The organism is Nitrosomonas sp. (genome assembly GCF_020852615.1).
In the GTDB taxonomy this organism is placed as follows: domain Bacteria; phylum Pseudomonadota; class Gammaproteobacteria; order Burkholderiales; family Nitrosomonadaceae; genus Nitrosomonas.
Genome location: NZ_JADZAJ010000041.1, coordinates 1 through 16,842 on the forward strand (window position 1 = coordinate 1; position 16,842 = coordinate 16,842).

The window sequence follows — 16,842 nt, forward strand, 5'->3', positions numbered from 1 at the left end:
ACCCATCCAGATCCGGTCAAAATCCGGCTCCATCGAATCCATGCCATGGGAATAGGCAAACGTACGCTGATACCATACCCAGAATACCGCTATGCCCAGAATGGGCAGCAGGCCGTATTTGTAGTACCTGGCGTCAAACCATTCCGATTTGTCGTAAGCCAGTTTACCAGCGACTTGCTGTACAGCCTTATCCTTCAATATGCTTGTAGCCATAAATAACACTCCTTCTTGTAACAGTCAGAATTTCCGGAGAAATTCCTGAATTAGAAAAAAGTAAGTTACCAGTCGGGTTTCAAAGTGAAATCCGATTTAGGACAGTTCCGGGTTGCTGAGAAAATTGCGGTTAACCGAACCACCCTCATACAACTGCCGGATTCAGACACTTTCATGGCGAACATCTCCTCTGTTTTTGTGAATAAAAAACCTGTTTTTTTACAGGTACTTATGTGATGCCTTAAATCAGATAAAGTTCAATATCGAAATATATGGCCTATTCCATGCCAATTACGCTGAAAAGCAGGGGTATATTTCCGGTTTACACTCCTTCTGTCGTGGTGCCGGTATGTCGCCGGGTGAAAGCGTACAGCAGTGAACTGTACCGCTTCCTCAGTCGGGGTATTTTGATTATGAAATCCGGCCAGGCTGATCAGGCTTTCCCCCATTCAGTTTTCATTCAGATTGGGTGGCGTAAATTGGTATCATCAGGAATCAGCCTGATGAGTACAACACCGAGGAGGAAAATATGAATATCAAAATAAAAAATCTGACTGGCCTGGCGTTGACCGCATTCCTGGCTGCCAGTCTGGCTGCACCCTCTATGGCATATGCGGGTGGGGGACATCGTGGTCATCACGATCGCCACGATCATCATGATCGCCACCATCACCATGACCATTATGACCATTACTGGCGTTCTGGCGGGCAGGTACGTATCTACAGTCAGCCGCCAGTCTATTATCAGCAGCAGTATTACCCGCAACCGCAGTACAGCTATTATCCTCCGGCCCCGGTTTATATCGTTCCGCCTCCCCGGGTATCGGTGGGGGTCAATACCCCAAATGTAGATTTCATGTTACGTTACTGACGGTACAAGCGGGCGTCAGATACGGGTCAGAGCTTACCCTTTCCCCGCTTGATTTCTATTTTCGGTATACGGGGATGGGGTGTGATGACGAAATGGTGGCAAGCGGCACTGGTGGTGCTGAGCGTGGTCGCTGCGATATCGGACACCACGGCCGGTCGGCATAATTCTGCCAGTGGGCGTAACAGCGCGACCAGTCCTGCCGGCGGCATTTCAGAGCAACATGCGATTGCCATTGCGCAGCAGCATTTCAAGGGGCATGTGCTGGCAATCAGCCAGTCTGATAAACACTATCGCATCAAAATTCTTAGCGAGCGAGGTACCGTTCATATGGTGCTGATCAATGCCGTGGATGGCTCTGTCGTATCCGCTCGCTGATTCCTGGATGACTCCTGAAATCAGATGCATGATTCAAGTCAATTCATTCTGTTACCACAAGTGTGCCGCAGGGGAGCTGAATGCGTATTCTGGTCATTGAGGACGAACCGCATTTGCAAAACCAGATTCGCCAGCAGCTGGAAGCCGCCGGGTACATGGTAGATACCAGCGGTGATGGTGATGAAGGGTTGTTTCTTGCCACAGAGTATCGTTTTGATGCTGCGATTATTGATATCGGCCTGCCTGGTAAATCCGGCCTGGAAATCATCAGTGCACTGCGGGAACGCGGCAGTCTGCTGCCGGTTCTGGTACTGACTGCACGCAGCAGCTGGCAGGATAAAGTGCAGGGGCTGGAGGCGGGAGCAGATGATTACCTGACCAAACCGTTCCAGATGGAAGAGCTGCAGGCCAGAGTCAGGGCATTGCTGCGCCGCGCTACCGGCATTCCGCAAACCTTGCTGAAATGCGGCCCTATTTCGCTGGATGTAACGGCGCAATCCGTCAGCATTAATGATACAAACATTGAACTGACCACGTTTGAATACCGTCTGCTGGAAGAGCTGATACGCCACCGCGGTGAAGTGCTGTCCAAAGAATCGCTGGCGGATTCCCTCTATCCGCACGATGAAGATCGCGACAGCAACGTGCTTGAAGTCATGATCGGCAGATTACGGCGCAAACTCGATCCGGAAGGCACGCTGAAACCGATCGAAACCATGCGCGGGCGCGGCTACCGTTTCACGCTCGACTGTAACAAACCATCATGATGTCGCTCAATCAGCGCGTCCTGATTAGTGCCACACTGGTACTACTGGTCTTTATTGCCGGAATCACCCTGACACTGGATCGCGCGTTCTATGACAGTGCACGTGTCGGCGTAAAGGATCGGCTGTTCGCCAAACTGCTGATGCTGCTGGGTGATGCTGAAGTGGAAGAATCCGGTGATCTGGATGTTGCCACCAATCTGCTGGATGCGGAATTCAGCCATGTCAATTCCGATATCTACGCCTTTGTGACGGGCCCTGCCAATACCATCCTCTGGCGCTCCACCTCCTCCCTGAATAAACCAATGCCAGCCATCACCCCGCTGGAGAAAGGCAGCAAGGAGTTTGAGCAGATTACTCTGGAGGGGGAGCCTTATTTTATCTACCGTTACAGCGTTGCCTGGGAAATCGCGTCTGGTGATGTGCCGCTGGTTTTTAACGTGATTACCGATACGGTGCTGCTGGATGCGCAAATTGAACGCTATCGTGAAGATATGTGGAGCTGGCTGGGGCTGATGGTAGTTTTCCTGCTGGCTACGCAAATGCTGGTTTTACGCTGGGGGTTACTGCCATTACGTACAGTTTCCACCGAGCTGGCAGCGATTGAATCCGGTCATCAGGACAATCTGAAAGGGACCTACCCCAAAGAACTCAAACTGCTGACTGACAGCATCAATTCCCTGATAGCGCATGAACGTAAACAGCAAAGGCGTTATCGCAACGGGCTGGCTGATCTTGCTCACAGTCTTAAGACGCCACTGGCCGTACTGCAAGGTGCAGTTCAAGGCGAAGGTGATGAGGCTGCCCGGTACAAAATAATGCAAGAGCAGATTGAGCGCATGGATAATACTATCCAGTACCAGCTGCGCCGCGCTGCAACGGCCGGCAGTTCGCCCGGAATGGGGGTGGTTCTGTTGCGCCCGGTGGCAGACAGAATCATCAGCCTGGTTACCAGGGCTTATCGTAATAAACAGCCGGACATTACAGTGGAAGTGGATGACAGCATCGGTTTGCGTATCGACGAGGGCGATCTGATGGAGCTGCTTGGCAATCTGATCGACAATGCCTTCAAATGGTGCCGCCACAGCATCCGTTTATCTGCCGGTTATCAGGAAGATCAGGTCGTGATTCAGATCAGTGATGACGGCCCCGGTATTCCACCACAGGAAATTACCCGCATTCTGGAACGTGGTGCACGTGCGGATCAGTCGACTCCCGGCCACGGTATTGGTCTTGCCATCGTGCGCGACATTATGCAGGTCTATGATGGCGGGTTGCTGATTGAAAACAGCCCTGGTGGCGGTCTCAGCGTAATTTTGTGTTTTGAGAAAAGCAAATAACACAGTATCAGAGCAGCTGCATTATCAGGGCGAATATCCTTTTTTGCCCCGCGTGCTTCACGCTTCCAGCGGCGAAACAATCGTGTTGCCACATCCCGCGCTTTAATGAATTACCCGGGTTTAATACCGGGGGATTGTCTGGAATGGCAGCTCTATTTTTTCTTCAGATAAAACAAATATTCGCCCGTATTTTCGGATGAGGACAACAGTTCATGTCCGGTCTGATCGGCGAACACCTGAAAGTCAATCATCGCCCCCGGATCAGTCGCCATGATCTTGAGCACCTGTCCACGCGCCATTTCAGACAGGGATTTTTTTGTCCGCAGAATAGGCAGCGGGCAGATGAGCCCGCGTACATCCAGCTCTCTGTCAAACAATTCGTTATCCGGATTCATTTTGTGATTGTCTTGAATCATCCTGAAAACCCCGGTTGACCGCTTGTTTGTTGTCTTAACATCATGACAGTTTTCAACTTTATTTCCATTTTCGTGTTCACCTCTCTGGCGAGTTCACTCCTGCCCGCCCAACTGAGGTTTTCAGGATTATCCCGATTAGCAGATCGGTGAATTTTACCTGTTTGGGATAGTGAAGATCTAATACTGATTGCCGGGAGCGTTTTTTACATCGACAAGGGTTGCACATAGCCGGTCAGCTCCATGTAGCCATGCCCGGCAGGTTCACCATCGCGCGTGAGGGTGACAGCGCCTTCCCAATAAACTGCGCCGGCAGAGGTGCGTGCATCCAGTTCCTGATCATCCATTAACGGTGTAATCAGCCATTCGATTTTTCCGGTCCGGACGCGGGTGGCAACCGGATAATCTGCCTGGGTGCGGGCAGAATGCCAGGTGCGAATCGGGTGAAAACTGACCTGATCGGGCGTGAATGTCTGAATATGGCCGGCAGCATCGCGTAACGCGGCATGTGCCCGGATTTTACTGCCGTCTTTTCCGCGTATCTGGAAAGCCATCAGAGCAGCGCCATCAGCGAGGCTCGCGCCAATCCAGTCCCAGCCTTGTGCATTGGCATCCAGCAGTGCGCTTGACCATTCGTGATCGAGCCAGGCGGTGCCGGTTACCGGCATATCTTCTCCCTGGCGGCGGATGGTGCCGGTTATCTGTAAATGCGGTTCACTGTAATAGTAACTGGCCTGTTCCGGTTCAGGCCCTTTGCGGGAGAAGCCGTTTTCACCCTGCTGCATCAAGGGTTGTGCAGGTGTCAGCGTGAAATCCAGGGTGAAATTTTCTGCCCTGATATGGGTGCGGTAATGGCCATCAGCTTCGCGCACAAAAGACCAGTCATCCAGTTTGACATCGGTATTGCCGGTTCTGGCATATGCCAGATCGAAGCCTGCACGGGCAATTTTCTGATCATGCTGCAATCGGCCGATTGCCGGATCAGACAGTGCAACATGGGCAATGATCAGCTGTTGCGGAGAGAAGTGGCTGGGGTTGTCTCTGTCGGCCCGGGTGGCTGTGCGGAAGAAAGTGATCTGAAAGCCGAGCGGTTTCCCTGCCGGGGTTTCCAGCCAGCCGGTTACATACCACCATTCAATTCTGAAATCGTTATGTGCGCCAAAATCATCCGGGAATTCAAGGATCTTTCCGGGAACAACCGGTGCCAGTGCGGGTGGAGCGGAAGTTGCCATACCCTGAACAGCCAGCCAGCCAGATACTATCCAGAATATAAAAAGGTTACGCATTACCAGTCCTCCCTGACGGCACGAATGACATTACCGGACGCTGCACGGCGGCTGGCGGAAAATGCGGTTGTTGCCGCCGCCCCCAATACTGCCAGTGCCATCAGCAGCAGCCATGTCCAAGGCATGTGCAGTTGCATGCTCCAGTGGAAAGATTGTGGATTGATGATAAAAATCAGGATCAGGCTGATGCCGGTGCCCAGCAGAAATCCGGCAGCAATACCAAATCCGGAGAGTAGCCCGCCTTCCAGCGTCAGCATGCGATAAATTTGCCGTTTGCTGAAGCCAATGTGACGCAACATGCCAAATTCCCTGACCCGGGTCAGCGTTTGAGCTGAAAAGCTGGCTGCCACACCCATCAGGCCGACGCCAATTGCTACCAGCTCCAGCAGATAGGTGACGGCAAAACTGCGATCAAACTGCTTCAGGGCAACGGCGCGAACCCGGCCGGTTTCCATGATTTCCAGTGTGTTGCCAAACGGCAGTGCCTTCAGCGAAGCAATTACCGTGTCGGTTACAGCCCCTTTTTTCAGCCACAGTGCAGCATCACTGATATGATCGTCTCCCGTCAGATTGCGATAATCAGACAGCTGCATCTGAACAGCGCCAAACATGCGGCCGTAATCGCGCCAGATTCCGGCAACAATAAAAGATTGTGCGGGATCGGCAAAAGGCAGTGTGACCCGCATGCCGGTCTGATAGCCGTACAGATCAACCATGGCTTCTGATGCCCAGATCGGTATGGTATCCGGTGGAATATCGCCGGGTGAAAGTGCGACTCCGGTCAGCGGCAGAATCAATCCGGGGTTGTTTTCGTCAATCGGCCGTGCCAGCAGTGTAATGTTTGGCCTGGCGGGATCCAGCGTCAGCGGGATCGAGCGGATGAAATCAGTGCGTTCGACAGCCGGAATGCCGGCGATTGCCTGTTGCTCGTCCCGTATGAATCCACGCATATCCTGATGAATAGTGGAGTGCAGATAAAGATCGGCCGGCAGCACACGTGTCAGCCAGTCATCGACCGATATACGGAAACTGGCCACCATGATCGCCATGGCAACCATCAGGCTGAAGCTGACCAGTATTCCGCCCAGCGCAACCGCAGCCAGACCGGAGGCGTTGGAAAGCCGGGTGACGGCCAGTACAGTCAGTACACCGGATCTGCCCGGATTGAGCGCATGTGACAATGCGGAAAAAAACAGGCCGCACAAATATGGCAGTGCAGCCATGCTGCCGACCAGCAGCAGGACAACTGCAAGGTAGCCGAATACGGGCAGATCATTCACTGGCGGTAAACCGGAAAAAAGGATGCCTGCCAGCAAACAGACAGCAGCCAGTCGGGGAGCGCGTAATGCAGCCAGCACGGTGTACTCACTGCCGGATTTAAGCGCGGGCGCCGGGTGTGTGTGAGCCGCTTCCCATGCAGGCAGCAGGCTGCCTGCAATCGTGACGCCGGTACCCAGCAGAAAATAAAACAGTGCAGCGAGGGGATCGGGGTGCAGGCGGGGCTCCAGCCCCGGGAAAAAACCGGCTCCCAGATCTGCCCCGAGATGGTGAAGGGCTGTGGCCGCCAGCAGATAACCCAACGCCAGCCCCAGCAGCGATCCCAATATACCCAGCGATCCGCTTTCCAGCAGTAACTGGCGCAACAGCTGGCGGCGTGTCATGCCCAGCACACGCAGCAGAGCCAGCTGTGACCGTCGCCGGATGGTGGACAGCACCTGGCCGGAAAAAATCAGGAATGCACCGGTAAACAGGGCAACCAGCGCCAGGATATTGAGATTAACGCGATAGGCGCGTGACATATTGCGTGCCCGTATATCGTCATCCTCACTTTCTGTCAGCAGAAAAGACGGGCCCAGCTCTTTATCCAGTGTTGCCCGGAAAGCATGGTGATCCACGCCTTGCTGCAGTTTCAGTTCAATGCGGGAAAGGCGGCCGATCTGGTCGAAGCGCCACTGTGCCGCGCCAATATCCATGACGGCAATACGCTGGCCGGCATGTACCCGGGTTAATCCGCCAGCGACACGCAATTTCACCTGTTTGGCTCCCGTACTGACCTCAATTGAATCACCCTGTTTGACAGCGAACCATTCCATTGCAGCCGGAGACAGAAAGACAGCGTCGTCAGCCAGAGTATCCATGCGCTTATCTTCGGCGGGAACCCCAATCAGATCGGGCGTGACAGCAGCAGCACGAAACACATCCAGCCCAAGAATCGTGAGGACGGGGTTGTGCATGGTTTTTGTTTTGGCGGGTACGCCAGCGGTAATCTCCAATACCGGGCTGGCTTGTGCCACACCGGTATGATGCATGAGTGCGGGGTAAAGGGATTCATCAAATGTGGTTCGTACGGCGCGCACTGTCAGATCGGATGTGCCGGAGAGACTGCGGGTGGCTGTAGAAAATTCAGTAACTGCAGCGGTATTGATGAGGTGGATGGTGAAGCCCAGCGCCACACCCAGCATGATGGCCAGCACGGCGACAATGGATTGCAGGCGGTGTGAGTGCCACTCGCCCAGCAGCAGCCAACGGGTAAGTAATGCCGGGGTCATTGCCGGTTTTCCGGTTGGGCTGAGTGAAACGGAGCAAGGCCATAACTGTCCAGCTTCAGGATTTTGTCCGCAGTTTCCGCTGCGGTGTGTGAATGAGTGACGATAATTGCAGAAGCGCCACTGGTTTTGATCTCGGTGCGGATCAGCCGCAGTATCTCTCCGGCAGTATCCTGATCAAGATTTCCGGTGGGTTCGTCCGCCAGGATCAGGCGCGGGTGATGTACCAGTGCGCGGGCAACAGCCACACGCTGCAGCTCTCCCCCGGACAGCTGATGCGGGAAATCCTGCTCCCTTCCCTGCAGCCCCACTGCGGCCAGCATGGCAGGTGCACGATCAAGTGGCAGTCGGTTGAGCAGTAATGGCAGTGAAACATTCTGCAGCAGCGTCAGATGCGGCAAAACGTGAAACGCCTGAAAAATAAATCCCAGATGCCTGCGTCGCAGCAGGGTGGCGGCTTCATCTTCCACCGGTAAAACTTCGCCTTCAATCCGGATTTCACCGCTATCAGGGCTGTCCAGGCCGGCAATTAGATTCAGCAGTGTTGATTTGCCTGCACCGGATTCTCCCATGATTGCGATGTATTCACCGGCTGTAAAGCGGTACGACAGCCCGGACAACACCTGACGGCCGGCGTAGGTTTTGCTGATTTTGTGCAGTTCCAGAACGGGTGTAAGGCTCATACCGGATATTGTATAGTTGAGAACGTGATCAAAGCATACGAGGTTTTGACTGAAATGGACATTCAAATCAAAAGAGCTTACGAACCGGCTGATCCGGCAGATGGCTGCCGTATTCTGGTGGATCGACTCTGGCCGCGCGGATTGAAAAAAGAACAGGTGGCGTGTGATCTGTGGCTGAAAGAAATTGCACCAAGTACGGATTTACGCAAATGGTTTAACCACGAGCATGAAAAATGGCCGGAATTCCAGCGGCGCTATCGGGATGAACTGTCTGCCAGTGCTGATGTGAAAGAACTGCTGGACAGAGCAGCCCGAGGACGGCTGACACTGGTATACGGCGCGCATGATCAGGAATGCAATCAGGCGGTGGTACTACGGGATTATCTGCTGGAGCTGTGCTGAGAAGGTTCTGTTTTACATGGATACGGTGGCTGATTGAGGATTTTTCAAATCGAGCGTTGCACTTCAAATTTGCATCCGGGAATATAAACAGAACGCATAATGCGCATAAGCTATTGTATAAATAGCTGTTATATCTTTTTTGTTGAGTGACTTGTTTCGTCAGCAATAAACGGAGGTATCAAAATGTTTTTTCTTAAAGAAAATTGGGCTGGAAAACGAATCTTCATGACCAGTATTACGCTATCCACGATATGGCTTGTTCTGTTCGTTTATATGATTGAAGAAGCTGTCGGGAAAGATATTGGAAATAGCGATCAGTGGTCAGGTGGAAGAAACGTTTACGACACGATATGCCAGCATTGTCACGAAACCGGGGTAGGTCCTGTTATCAAAGGCCGGCAACTGCCGGTTGAGTATATTACTCATGTCGTACGGCACGGATTTCGAGCCATGCCGGCCTTTCCCGAGCCATATATCAGCAATGAAGATTTGAAATCGCTTGGACAGTATATTCAGCAAACCACTTCTGAAAAAAAGTGAGGGTGATTCTATGGATACGCAACGTCGCCTGTTACTCAAAAGTATCGCTCTGGGTGGAATTTCAGGTTGTCTCGGATGGGTGGGTTCAGGTACTGCCCTGGCTGCTGCCAGGCAAACTCAATCTGCCGGGCTGATCAATCCTGTCACAACTCTGCTGCTGGTAAATCGGAAGGCTGAATATTCAGCTTTTCTGCAAGGAGCAAGAGTTACCGGGAATACCAATATAAAAATATATGACCTCGACTCCGAGCGGGATTTTCTGTCATCACTACAGCGCCATATTAGCGGGATGTCAACAGAAGGGCTTATCGTTACAGGTCTGGCGGATGATGCTCACGGTACGCTTATTATCGATCAGGCGCGTTCTCTGGGTGCCTGTATGCGCTGGCTGGGACAACATACAGTGGAGTCGGGACAATCCCGTCATTTGTTGTATAGCAGCGAGATTGCTGGTGATCGCGGTGGGTTGTTTGGTCGCCGGCTTGCATCGCATGGCTTTAGCTGTATCTCTGAAGGAGGCCGGATGAGAGAAGGACAGCCATTATATGAGCCCGTTTTGTACACTCGTGAAGGAGGTACGGAAGATTTGCAATGGAGTATGGACCTTGGATTTGCGCTGGTCGGCAATGACCCGGCCGATTTTTCGAATATTTCACAGATTGACAGTAACTCGATCGTGCCACTGAACGGACATTTTATTTCCTTTACCTTTGAGATTTGAGGAGATTCACTATGAGCGAACAAAAGTATGCTGTGTTGCCCCGGGGAATTTCCCAGCAGGAATTTCAGAAAGCCATCGAAGAATTTCAAAAGCTGCTTGGTGATGAAAATGTATTGACCAAACCAGAACAGCTGGTCCCCTACACAAAAATCATGATGCCGGTTGCTGATTCCGAACATGCTCCGTCGGCTGCTCTGGTCGCAACGACTGTGGAACAGGTTCAGGGAATTGTCAGGATCTGTAACAAATACAAGATTCCCATCTGGACTATTTCTACCGGTCGCAATTTTGGCTATGGCTCTGCTGCCCCGCAGCATCGTGGACAGGTGATACTGGATCTCAAAAGAATGAACAAAATCATTCATGTTGATCCGGATCTGTGTACAGCACTGGTTGAGCCCGGGGTAACTTATGGGCAGCTATATGACTACCTGCAGAAAAACAATCTGCCATTAATGCTGTCATTTTCCGCGCCATCTGTCATTGCCGGGCCGGTTGGCAATACCATGGACCGTGGCGTCGGCTATACCCCGTATGGCGAGCATTTTATGATGCAATGCGGTATGGAATTGGTATTGGCCAATGGTGAAATACTGAGAACCGGAATGGGAAGTGTTAAAAATGAAAACAGCTGGCAGGTTTTCAAGTGGGGATATGGTCCAACTTTGGATGGCATGTTTACCCAGTCCAATTACGGTATCTGTACCAAGATGGGTTTCTGGCTGATGCCCAGACCTCCGGTAATCAAACCATTTGAGATCCGGTACGAAAATGAATCTGATATAACGGATATTGTCGAGCTGCTGCGCCCGCTGCGAATTGCCCAGATCATTCCAAATTCAGTCGTGATTGCCAATATACTTTGGGAAGCAGGGAGCGCCAATGTGCGCCGTTCTGAATATGTAACTGGAGGTGGCGCAACACCGGATTCAGTACTCAGGCAAATCCAGCGTGATAAAAATCTGGGTGCCTGGAATGTTTATGCCGCACTGTACGGTACTCAGGAACAGGTTGACGTTAACTGGAAGATTGTTACTGAAACGATCAAAAAATCAGGTAAGGGTAAGATCATTACTCAGGAAGAAGCGGGCAATACTCAGCCATTCAAGTATCGTGCCGAGCTGATGTCCGGGATACCCAACCTGCAGGAATTTGGATTGTATAACTGGCGTGGTGGTGGCGGCTCCATGTGGTTTGCGCCAGTCAGTCAGGCTCGTGGCAGCGAATGTGATAGACAGAAGACGCTGGCAAAAAAAATTCTCAACAAATACGGCCTGGATTACGTGGGTGAATTTATTGTCGGCTGGCGTGATATGCATCACGTCATCGATGTGCTGTACGACCGTACCAGCAAAGAAGAAACCGAGTCTGCCTACCGGTGTTTTCATGAGCTGATCAATGAGTTCGAAAAGGAAGGTTATGCTGTTTACCGCGTTAACACTGCCTTTATGGAGCGTGTTGCACAGAGTTATGGCCCGGTAAAGCGCCGGGTCGAACATGCAATTAAACGGGCACTTGACCCCAACAATATTCTGGCACCGGGAAAATCCGGAATTGATCTTGATACTTTTAAGGAATAATGGTTCCTGAGATATGGTTTTTCGAGATACCCAATATTTATTATGAAAAAAATCAGAATCGGGCAGGGGTTTGATATTCACCCGCTGGTGGTCGGGCGTGATCTCATCATCGGCGGGGTGGTCATTCCGTATGAAAAGGGGTTACTGGGTCATTCGGATGCGGATGTACTGCTGCATGCCTTGTGTGATGCACTGCTGGGTGCGGCTGCACTGGGTGACATTGGCCGGCATTTTTCTGATACGGATGCGCGCTACAAAGGTATCGACAGTCGCAGGCTGGTGCGTGAAGTTCACCGGCTGCTGACTGAAGCAGGCTATCAGGTGGTGAATGTTGATGCGACCATCATCGCACAGGCGCCCAAAATGGCACCGCATATTCCGGGGATGATCGCCAACATCGCGCAGGATCTTGCTATCCCGCCGGGTGATATCAACGTTAAAGCAAAAACGGCTGAAAAACTCGGTGTGGTCGGGCGCGGGGAGGGCATCGTTGCGGAAGTGGTTTGTCTGATCGCGGGCAGAAACGAGGTCTGAGCACCATGTCTGACACGTCGTCTCCGGTCAGGCTGTTTTTTGCATTGTGGCCGCCGGAAGCCGTACGCGAGCAACTGGCGCGATTGGCTAGAAAGATTGCAGATCACTGCCCCGGCCGTCCTGTACGACCGGAAAATCTGCATCTGACGCTGGCGTTTCTGGGAGAAACAGACCGCAATATGATTCCGGCATTGCGTCAGGCGGGTTCAGTCATTCAAAATGTATCGTTTGATCTGCTGCTGGACAAGCTGTACTGCTGGGGTAAAGGCAATATCATCGCTGCCGGAATTTCGCAAAACAGTCATGAACTGGCGGCACTGGCACAGGAGTTGCGCAATCAGCTGACTGCTGCCGGAGTGCGTTATGACATGGTGAAATTCGTGCCGCATGTTACGCTGGTGCGCAATGCAAAATGTAATCACATATCTGAAATAATCCGCCCTGTTACCTGGACAGCCACACACTGGTCGCTGGTGCAGTCCCGGCTATCCCAATACGGATCAGTCTATCAATCGCTTGCAGACTGGACACTCGCGCCACCGGATAATTAATGAACATCGTCGCATTTGATACCTCAACCGAATATTGCTCCCTTGCGCTGTGGCTGGATGGCAGGCTTATCAGCCGGGATGTGCTGGCGGGACAGCGTCATTCCGAATTGCTGTTGCCGATGCTGCAAACCATGCTGAATGAGGCCGGGGTTACGCTCAACCGGATTGACGGTATTGCTTTTGGAGCAGGCCCGGGTTCATTCACCGGGTTGCGCATTGCCTGTAGCGTCGCGCAGGGGCTGGCATTTTCTCAGGATATACCGGTTGTCGGAATCAGTACGCTGGAGGCACTGGCACAACGGGTAGATACGCCTAAAGTACTGGCCGTGCTGGATGCACGCATGGGTGAACTCTATTTCGCTGCATATGAAAAAGCAGCAACCGGCTGGTCTGCTGTCCATGAACCCCTGCTGTGCCGGCCGGAAACGGCTCCGGCAGTATCCGGGGGCGGGTGGACAGGCTGCGGCAGCGGTTTTGATCTGTATCAGCCTGGCCTGTCTGAACATTACAATGGCAACCTGCAGCAGATCATTTCCGGCTGTTATCCGCATGCCAGGGAAATGGTGCAAATGGCAGTGATCCAATTTGACAATGGAGAGGGCAAAGCAGCAGAAGAAGCACTGCCGGTGTATATCCGCAACAAAGTCGCGCTGAAAGAAAGCGAGCGGGGGCGATAGCAATGGAAACGGCAGCGACCGGCAACTCCCGGATCAGCATTCGTGAAATGCGTGAGGAAGATCTGGAACAGGTTATCCGCATCGAGCATGAGATTTTTCTCTTCCCTTGGTCGATCATCAACTTCAGTGATTCAATCAGGGCCGGCTACCATTGTCGCGTGCTGATACAGCCAGGCGCCGGATCCGGGACTGAACCGGGCGCCAAACCTGATACAGAGATATCGGGTGCGGATGTGGTGGCGGGTTACGGCATTCTCATGGTCGGACCGGGTGAAGCGCATGTACTGACACTGGGGGTGGGGTTTGCCTGGCAGAATCAGGGGCTGGGTGGCAAGATGCTGCACCACCTGATTGAGCTTTCCAGAGAGCATCAGGCGGACTATGTGTTGCTGGATGTGCGCGAATCCAATACCGGGGCGGCAAACCTGTACCGCCGCCTTGGATTTCAGCAGATTGCCGTGCGCAAGGGCTATTACCCGGCAATGTGCGGGCGCGAAGATGCGCTGGTCATGAGACTGGAACTGTGAATCCGAAGATACAGATTCCCGGATTTTCCGGTTTGTCTGATTAAACGGTGTACAACCATGGATCCAAATAGGCTCAAGGAACTCGGGTTGTTACCGGCGTGGCGCATCAGGCCGGGTGCCATTCCCGGACAACCTTCCGTTCAGTTACCTGCCGCATCATCTGCAGGCGCACCCGCTGTGGAGGATGCTTTGTCAGCAGAGGATCGTACAGCCGTTATCGCTCGTGCCGGCTGGGATCAGTTGCGGCAGAGGGTCAGCAGTTGCACCGCCTGTCCGCTCAGTCAGACGCGCAAGCAAACCGTGTTCGGTGTCGGTGATGAACAGGCTGACTGGCTGTTTATTGGAGAAGGGCCGGGCGCGCGCGAGGATGAGCTGGGTGAACCGTTTGTCGGCCAGGCCGGGAAACTGCTCGATAACATGCTGCAGACGATTCATCTTGAGCGTGGCAAGAATGTCTATATTGCCAATATCGTGAAATGTCGCCCGCCGGGAAATCGTAATCCGCTGGATGCAGAAGCGGAACAGTGTCGCCCCTATCTGCTGCGCCAGATTGCATTGATTCAGCCCAGGCTGATCGTGGCACTGGGCAAGGTGGCTGCCCAGAACCTGCTTGCCACCGATGCCAGCATTGCCAGCCTGCGCGGCAGGTTGCATGAATTCTCCGGTATTCCCCTGATCGTTACCTATCACCCGGCCTATCTGCTGCGATCACTGGCTGACAAAGCCAAAGCATGGGAAGACCTGTGCTTTGCCCGCGCAACCATGCAGGCCATGCAGAATCTGCCGGCTGTCCCCCGGCTGTAAGCGGTTTTATTGTTCAGGCTGCTGTCAGCCGCCGGGCGCGGAAGGCACGGCCTGCTTTTTCGGGGTCCAGCACGGGCAGCATGCGTATGGTACTGCCGCTGCCAATCCGTGCCAGTTTGCCGGAATGGATCACACATTTCAGATCATCGCCCGCCGATCCGCCAAACTGCAGTAATGCCGGTTCCCATTCGACGAGTTCAATCGATTTCAGGGTGGGGATGGCAAACCCTGTCGCTTTATCGTCAATTTCCACTGCCGGAATAGTCGTGGCGGATGAAGTTCTGTTCCGGGCTGCCGACATCCGCCAGCACTACGATTTCACCATTGGATTTCAACCCTGCATTACTCAATACCAGAAACCGCTGTGATACCGAAGCCGGAAAAGACGTTCCGGGAATGACACCGCTGAACAATTCCGGGTGTGGCAAGGCACATCGTCACTTCGCCGGAACAGATGCGTACAGCATCAATTACCTGATTTGTGTACACCGCTGGCATCAATGACAGGTTGCAGAGCGTATTCTGCCGGTTCATTCGGCCACGCGATAAAACGTACCGCCTGAAAATGGAGGAGAGGGCCTGGCATGGATAAAGGCGGAAATACTTGCCTTTTTACCCGGTTTGCCTGCCAGATCAGGGAATTAACATTGGCAAACCATACTTATAACAGGAAAATGCCATGCAGAATCACAGAAACGGGTGGAGGCTGATCCCGGTTACATTAGCCTTGCACACCATGCCGGTACTGGCAACAAACGGCCATATTCTCCACGGGGTCGGGCCCATTAATCAATCCATGGGCGGGGCTGGAATAGCGACATCGATCGATGCGATCGGGTCCAACCATAACAATGTGTCGTCGATTTCCTTTCTTGACACAAGTTCCATTGAGTTTGCTCTGGAGCTGTTTATCCCAAACCGGAGTTTTTCCGGGACCGTCAATGGCGGTCCTTCCGGTACCGTGGACAGTAAGACCCGCGAAGCGATCCTGCCCTCTTTTGGCCTCGTGTACAAGACACAAGGCCCCTGGGCATTCGGATTTTCAGCAATGGGAATATCAGGATTCGGCGTGGATTACCCGGCCAACAATCCGAATCCTGGCGGCAATTTCAATCCTCTGGCGTTACCCCAGTCAATGGGTGGGTTTGGTGCTGTTTACTCGAATTGCCAGATGATGCAGTTGACCCCTTCAGTGGCGTACCAGTTGACACCAGATTTATCGCTGGGTGTGGGAGTGAATGTTGATTGGGCTGCGATGGTAGTCGATCCCTGGCCTGGTACTACTCCCAACGCATCTGGTTTTCCCACCGGCACACATGCTGCTTCCACCTGGGGGTGGGGGGTTACTGTCGGTGCAACTTACAGATTGCTTGATCAGCTGAAACTCGGCCTGGTATTCAAAAGTCCGCAGTGGTTTGGCAGCTTTTCCTGGAATTCCCAGTATCCCGATGGTACGCCAGCGAACTTTCGTTTCCGGCTGGACTATCCCATGATCATCGGTGGCGGACTGAGTTATCAGCCTGTTGAACCCCTGCTGCTGGCGCTTGATGTCAAATGGATCAATTACAGCGGTACAAAAGGTTTCGAACAGAAGAACTGGGCGATGACCGCTTCGGGGCCGTTTGTTCAGGGGTTTGGATGGCGGGATATCTGGACGGTATCACTTGGTGCGCAGTATAAGGTTACGCCTGCTTTTGCCGTGCGTGCGGGCTATAACTACGGGGGAAGTCCCATTTCTTCCGGACAGCAGTTCTTCAATGTCTTTGCTCCGGCCATTGTCCGCCATCACCTGACTGCAGGTGCCGGCTACGAGCTGACCCGCCGTCTGGGGCTGAATGTTTCCTACTATCACGCTTTCTCGGCGGAACAGTCCGGTACTTTCATCAGTGACGGTACGGGCATGGTTCCGATTAACCAGCCGATTCCCGGAACGCAGGTAACCAACCGGTTGCATGAGAATTCGATCGCGATGCAAGTCACTTACAAATTCTGATTTTTCCCGGGTGCACTTTGAC

21 protein-coding genes are annotated in these 16,842 nt (G+C 52.9%); 14 read left to right on the top strand and 7 right to left on the bottom strand.

From position 1 onward, the window contains the following. Positions 1 to 213: methane monooxygenase/ammonia monooxygenase subunit C (locus IT527_RS09380; RefSeq protein ID WP_292968314.1), on the bottom strand; the 213-nt coding region annotated here is incomplete at its 3' end. A 529-nt stretch (positions 214 to 742) separates the two neighbouring features. Here IT527_RS09380 and IT527_RS09385 point away from each other — a divergent pair. The 4 genes from IT527_RS09385 (at position 743) to IT527_RS09400 (ending at position 3,563) form a co-directional block, all read left to right on the top strand. Further along, entirely contained in the window at positions 743 to 1,084 is a 342-nt protein-coding gene (locus tag IT527_RS09385; protein WP_292968316.1) for a hypothetical protein, read from the top strand. A gap of 84 nt (positions 1,085 to 1,168) precedes the next feature. After that, positions 1,169 to 1,459 carry a PepSY domain-containing protein gene (locus IT527_RS09390; protein WP_292968318.1) on the top strand — a complete coding sequence of 97 codons (291 nt, stop codon included), beginning with the start codon at positions 1,169 to 1,171 and terminating at the stop codon, positions 1,457 to 1,459. 80 nt (positions 1,460 to 1,539) lie between these two features. Then, positions 1,540 to 2,226 (top strand): response regulator transcription factor, encoded by a 687-nt coding sequence (locus IT527_RS09395; protein WP_292968320.1) that lies wholly within the window; start codon positions 1,540 to 1,542, stop codon positions 2,224 to 2,226. Beyond that, positions 2,223 to 3,563 (top strand): ATP-binding protein, encoded by a 1,341-nt coding sequence (locus tag IT527_RS09400; protein ID WP_292968322.1) that lies wholly within the window; start codon positions 2,223 to 2,225, stop codon positions 3,561 to 3,563. The genes IT527_RS09395 and IT527_RS09400 overlap by 4 nt, the downstream gene beginning before the upstream one ends. Positions 3,564 to 3,715: 152 nt before the next feature. Here the strand turns inward: IT527_RS09400 and IT527_RS09405 are convergent, their stop codons facing one another. The 4 genes from IT527_RS09405 to IT527_RS09420 form a co-directional block, all read right to left on the bottom strand. Further along, positions 3,716 to 3,958 carry a sulfurtransferase TusA family protein gene (locus tag IT527_RS09405; protein WP_292968441.1) on the bottom strand — a complete coding sequence of 81 codons (243 nt, stop codon included), beginning with the start codon at positions 3,956 to 3,958 and terminating at the stop codon, positions 3,716 to 3,718. A gap of 224 nt (positions 3,959 to 4,182) precedes the next feature. Then, positions 4,183 to 5,262 carry a carotenoid 1,2-hydratase gene (locus IT527_RS09410; protein WP_292968325.1) on the bottom strand — a complete coding sequence of 360 codons (1,080 nt, stop codon included), beginning with the start codon at positions 5,260 to 5,262 and terminating at the stop codon, positions 4,183 to 4,185. Further along, positions 5,262 to 7,811 (bottom strand): ABC transporter permease, encoded by a 2,550-nt coding sequence (locus IT527_RS09415; RefSeq protein WP_292968327.1) that lies wholly within the window; start codon positions 7,809 to 7,811, stop codon positions 5,262 to 5,264. The genes IT527_RS09410 and IT527_RS09415 overlap by 1 nt, the downstream gene beginning before the upstream one ends. Continuing rightward, on the bottom strand, positions 7,808 to 8,491 hold the full coding sequence (locus IT527_RS09420; RefSeq protein WP_292968329.1) for an ABC transporter ATP-binding protein: 684 nt from the start codon (positions 8,489 to 8,491) through the stop codon (positions 7,808 to 7,810). The genes IT527_RS09415 and IT527_RS09420 overlap by 4 nt, the downstream gene beginning before the upstream one ends. A gap of 54 nt (positions 8,492 to 8,545) precedes the next feature. Between IT527_RS09420 and IT527_RS09425 the strand changes: the two genes are divergently transcribed. The 9 genes from IT527_RS09425 (at position 8,546) to IT527_RS09465 (ending at position 14,827) form a co-directional block, all read left to right on the top strand. Then, on the top strand, positions 8,546 to 8,893 hold the full coding sequence (locus tag IT527_RS09425) for a DUF488 domain-containing protein (RefSeq protein ID WP_292968331.1): 348 nt from the start codon (positions 8,546 to 8,548) through the stop codon (positions 8,891 to 8,893). Positions 8,894 to 9,076: 183 nt separating this feature from the next. Then, on the top strand, positions 9,077 to 9,433 hold the full coding sequence (locus tag IT527_RS09430; protein WP_292968333.1) for a cytochrome c: 357 nt from the start codon (positions 9,077 to 9,079) through the stop codon (positions 9,431 to 9,433). A gap of 10 nt (positions 9,434 to 9,443) precedes the next feature. Continuing rightward, a complete protein-coding gene (locus IT527_RS09435; protein WP_292968335.1) occupies positions 9,444 to 10,154 on the top strand; it encodes a hypothetical protein in 711 nt (236 codons plus the stop codon). A gap of 11 nt (positions 10,155 to 10,165) precedes the next feature. Then, entirely contained in the window at positions 10,166 to 11,734 is a 1,569-nt protein-coding gene (locus IT527_RS09440; RefSeq protein WP_292968337.1) for an FAD-binding oxidoreductase, read from the top strand. A 42-nt stretch (positions 11,735 to 11,776) separates the two neighbouring features. Continuing rightward, positions 11,777 to 12,268, top strand: coding sequence for a 2-C-methyl-D-erythritol 2,4-cyclodiphosphate synthase (gene ispF / locus IT527_RS09445; RefSeq protein WP_292968339.1), 492 nt, complete (start codon positions 11,777 to 11,779; stop codon positions 12,266 to 12,268). A 5-nt stretch (positions 12,269 to 12,273) separates the two neighbouring features. Beyond that, positions 12,274 to 12,819 carry an RNA 2',3'-cyclic phosphodiesterase gene (gene thpR / locus IT527_RS09450; RefSeq protein WP_292968342.1) on the top strand — a complete coding sequence of 182 codons (546 nt, stop codon included), beginning with the start codon at positions 12,274 to 12,276 and terminating at the stop codon, positions 12,817 to 12,819. After that, entirely contained in the window at positions 12,819 to 13,496 is a 678-nt protein-coding gene (gene tsaB, locus IT527_RS09455) for a tRNA (adenosine(37)-N6)-threonylcarbamoyltransferase complex dimerization subunit type 1 TsaB (RefSeq protein WP_292968344.1), read from the top strand. The genes thpR and tsaB overlap by 1 nt, the downstream gene beginning before the upstream one ends. A 2-nt stretch (positions 13,497 to 13,498) precedes the next feature. Further along, positions 13,499 to 14,023, top strand: a complete 525-nt coding sequence (rimI, locus tag IT527_RS09460) for a ribosomal protein S18-alanine N-acetyltransferase (protein ID WP_292968346.1) — start codon at positions 13,499 to 13,501, stop codon at positions 14,021 to 14,023. 57 nt (positions 14,024 to 14,080) lie between these two features. Then, positions 14,081 to 14,827: a uracil-DNA glycosylase gene (locus IT527_RS09465; RefSeq protein ID WP_292968348.1), complete on the top strand. Its 747-nt coding sequence runs from the start codon at positions 14,081 to 14,083 to the stop codon at positions 14,825 to 14,827. 13 nt (positions 14,828 to 14,840) lie between these two features. Here IT527_RS09465 and IT527_RS09470 read toward each other — a convergent pair whose 3' ends face one another. Both IT527_RS09470 and IT527_RS09475 read right to left on the bottom strand, forming a co-directional pair. After that, the gene (locus IT527_RS09470) at positions 14,841 to 15,080 is read right to left on the bottom strand and encodes a hypothetical protein (protein ID WP_292968350.1); all 240 of its coding nucleotides are present in this window, start codon (positions 15,078 to 15,080) and stop codon (positions 14,841 to 14,843) included. Next, on the bottom strand, positions 15,070 to 15,255 hold the full coding sequence (locus IT527_RS09475; protein ID WP_292968352.1) for a hypothetical protein: 186 nt from the start codon (positions 15,253 to 15,255) through the stop codon (positions 15,070 to 15,072). Before IT527_RS09475 ends, IT527_RS09470 begins: the two co-directional genes overlap by 11 nt. Before the next feature lie 251 nt (positions 15,256 to 15,506). Here IT527_RS09475 and IT527_RS09480 point away from each other — a divergent pair, with 251 nt between their 5' ends. After that, a complete protein-coding gene (locus IT527_RS09480) occupies positions 15,507 to 16,820 on the top strand; it encodes an outer membrane protein transport protein (RefSeq protein ID WP_292968355.1) in 1,314 nt (437 codons plus the stop codon). Positions 16,821 to 16,842 lie beyond the last annotated feature (22 nt).

What these genes read in the sequence shown, in the direction of transcription:
- IT527_RS09385 (WP_292968316.1), top strand. Translation starts at nt 743, where the DNA reads ATGAATATCAAAATAAAAAATCTGACTGGCCTGGCGTTGACCGCATTC.
- IT527_RS09390 (WP_292968318.1), top strand. Translation starts at nt 1,169, where the DNA reads ATGACGAAATGGTGGCAAGCGGCACTGGTGGTGCTGAGCGTGGTCGCT.
- IT527_RS09395 (WP_292968320.1), top strand. Translation starts at nt 1,540, where the DNA reads ATGCGTATTCTGGTCATTGAGGACGAACCGCATTTGCAAAACCAGATT.
- IT527_RS09400 (WP_292968322.1), top strand. Translation starts at nt 2,223, where the DNA reads ATGATGTCGCTCAATCAGCGCGTCCTGATTAGTGCCACACTGGTACTA.
- IT527_RS09405 (WP_292968441.1), bottom strand. Translation starts at nt 3,958, where the DNA reads ATGAATCCGGATAACGAATTGTTTGACAGAGAGCTGGATGTACGCGGG.
- IT527_RS09410 (WP_292968325.1), bottom strand. Translation starts at nt 5,262, where the DNA reads ATGCGTAACCTTTTTATATTCTGGATAGTATCTGGCTGGCTGGCTGTT.
- IT527_RS09415 (WP_292968327.1), bottom strand. Translation starts at nt 7,811, where the DNA reads ATGACCCCGGCATTACTTACCCGTTGGCTGCTGCTGGGCGAGTGGCAC.
- IT527_RS09420 (WP_292968329.1), bottom strand. Translation starts at nt 8,491, where the DNA reads ATGAGCCTTACACCCGTTCTGGAACTGCACAAAATCAGCAAAACCTAC.
- IT527_RS09425 (WP_292968331.1), top strand. Translation starts at nt 8,546, where the DNA reads ATGGACATTCAAATCAAAAGAGCTTACGAACCGGCTGATCCGGCAGAT.
- IT527_RS09430 (WP_292968333.1), top strand. Translation starts at nt 9,077, where the DNA reads ATGTTTTTTCTTAAAGAAAATTGGGCTGGAAAACGAATCTTCATGACC.
- IT527_RS09435 (WP_292968335.1), top strand. Translation starts at nt 9,444, where the DNA reads ATGGATACGCAACGTCGCCTGTTACTCAAAAGTATCGCTCTGGGTGGA.
- IT527_RS09440 (WP_292968337.1), top strand. Translation starts at nt 10,166, where the DNA reads ATGAGCGAACAAAAGTATGCTGTGTTGCCCCGGGGAATTTCCCAGCAG.
- ispF (WP_292968339.1), top strand. Translation starts at nt 11,777, where the DNA reads ATGAAAAAAATCAGAATCGGGCAGGGGTTTGATATTCACCCGCTGGTG.
- thpR (WP_292968342.1), top strand. Translation starts at nt 12,274, where the DNA reads ATGTCTGACACGTCGTCTCCGGTCAGGCTGTTTTTTGCATTGTGGCCG.
- tsaB (WP_292968344.1), top strand. Translation starts at nt 12,819, where the DNA reads ATGAACATCGTCGCATTTGATACCTCAACCGAATATTGCTCCCTTGCG.
- rimI (WP_292968346.1), top strand. Translation starts at nt 13,499, where the DNA reads ATGGAAACGGCAGCGACCGGCAACTCCCGGATCAGCATTCGTGAAATG.
- IT527_RS09465 (WP_292968348.1), top strand. Translation starts at nt 14,081, where the DNA reads ATGGATCCAAATAGGCTCAAGGAACTCGGGTTGTTACCGGCGTGGCGC.
- IT527_RS09480 (WP_292968355.1), top strand. Translation starts at nt 15,507, where the DNA reads ATGCAGAATCACAGAAACGGGTGGAGGCTGATCCCGGTTACATTAGCC.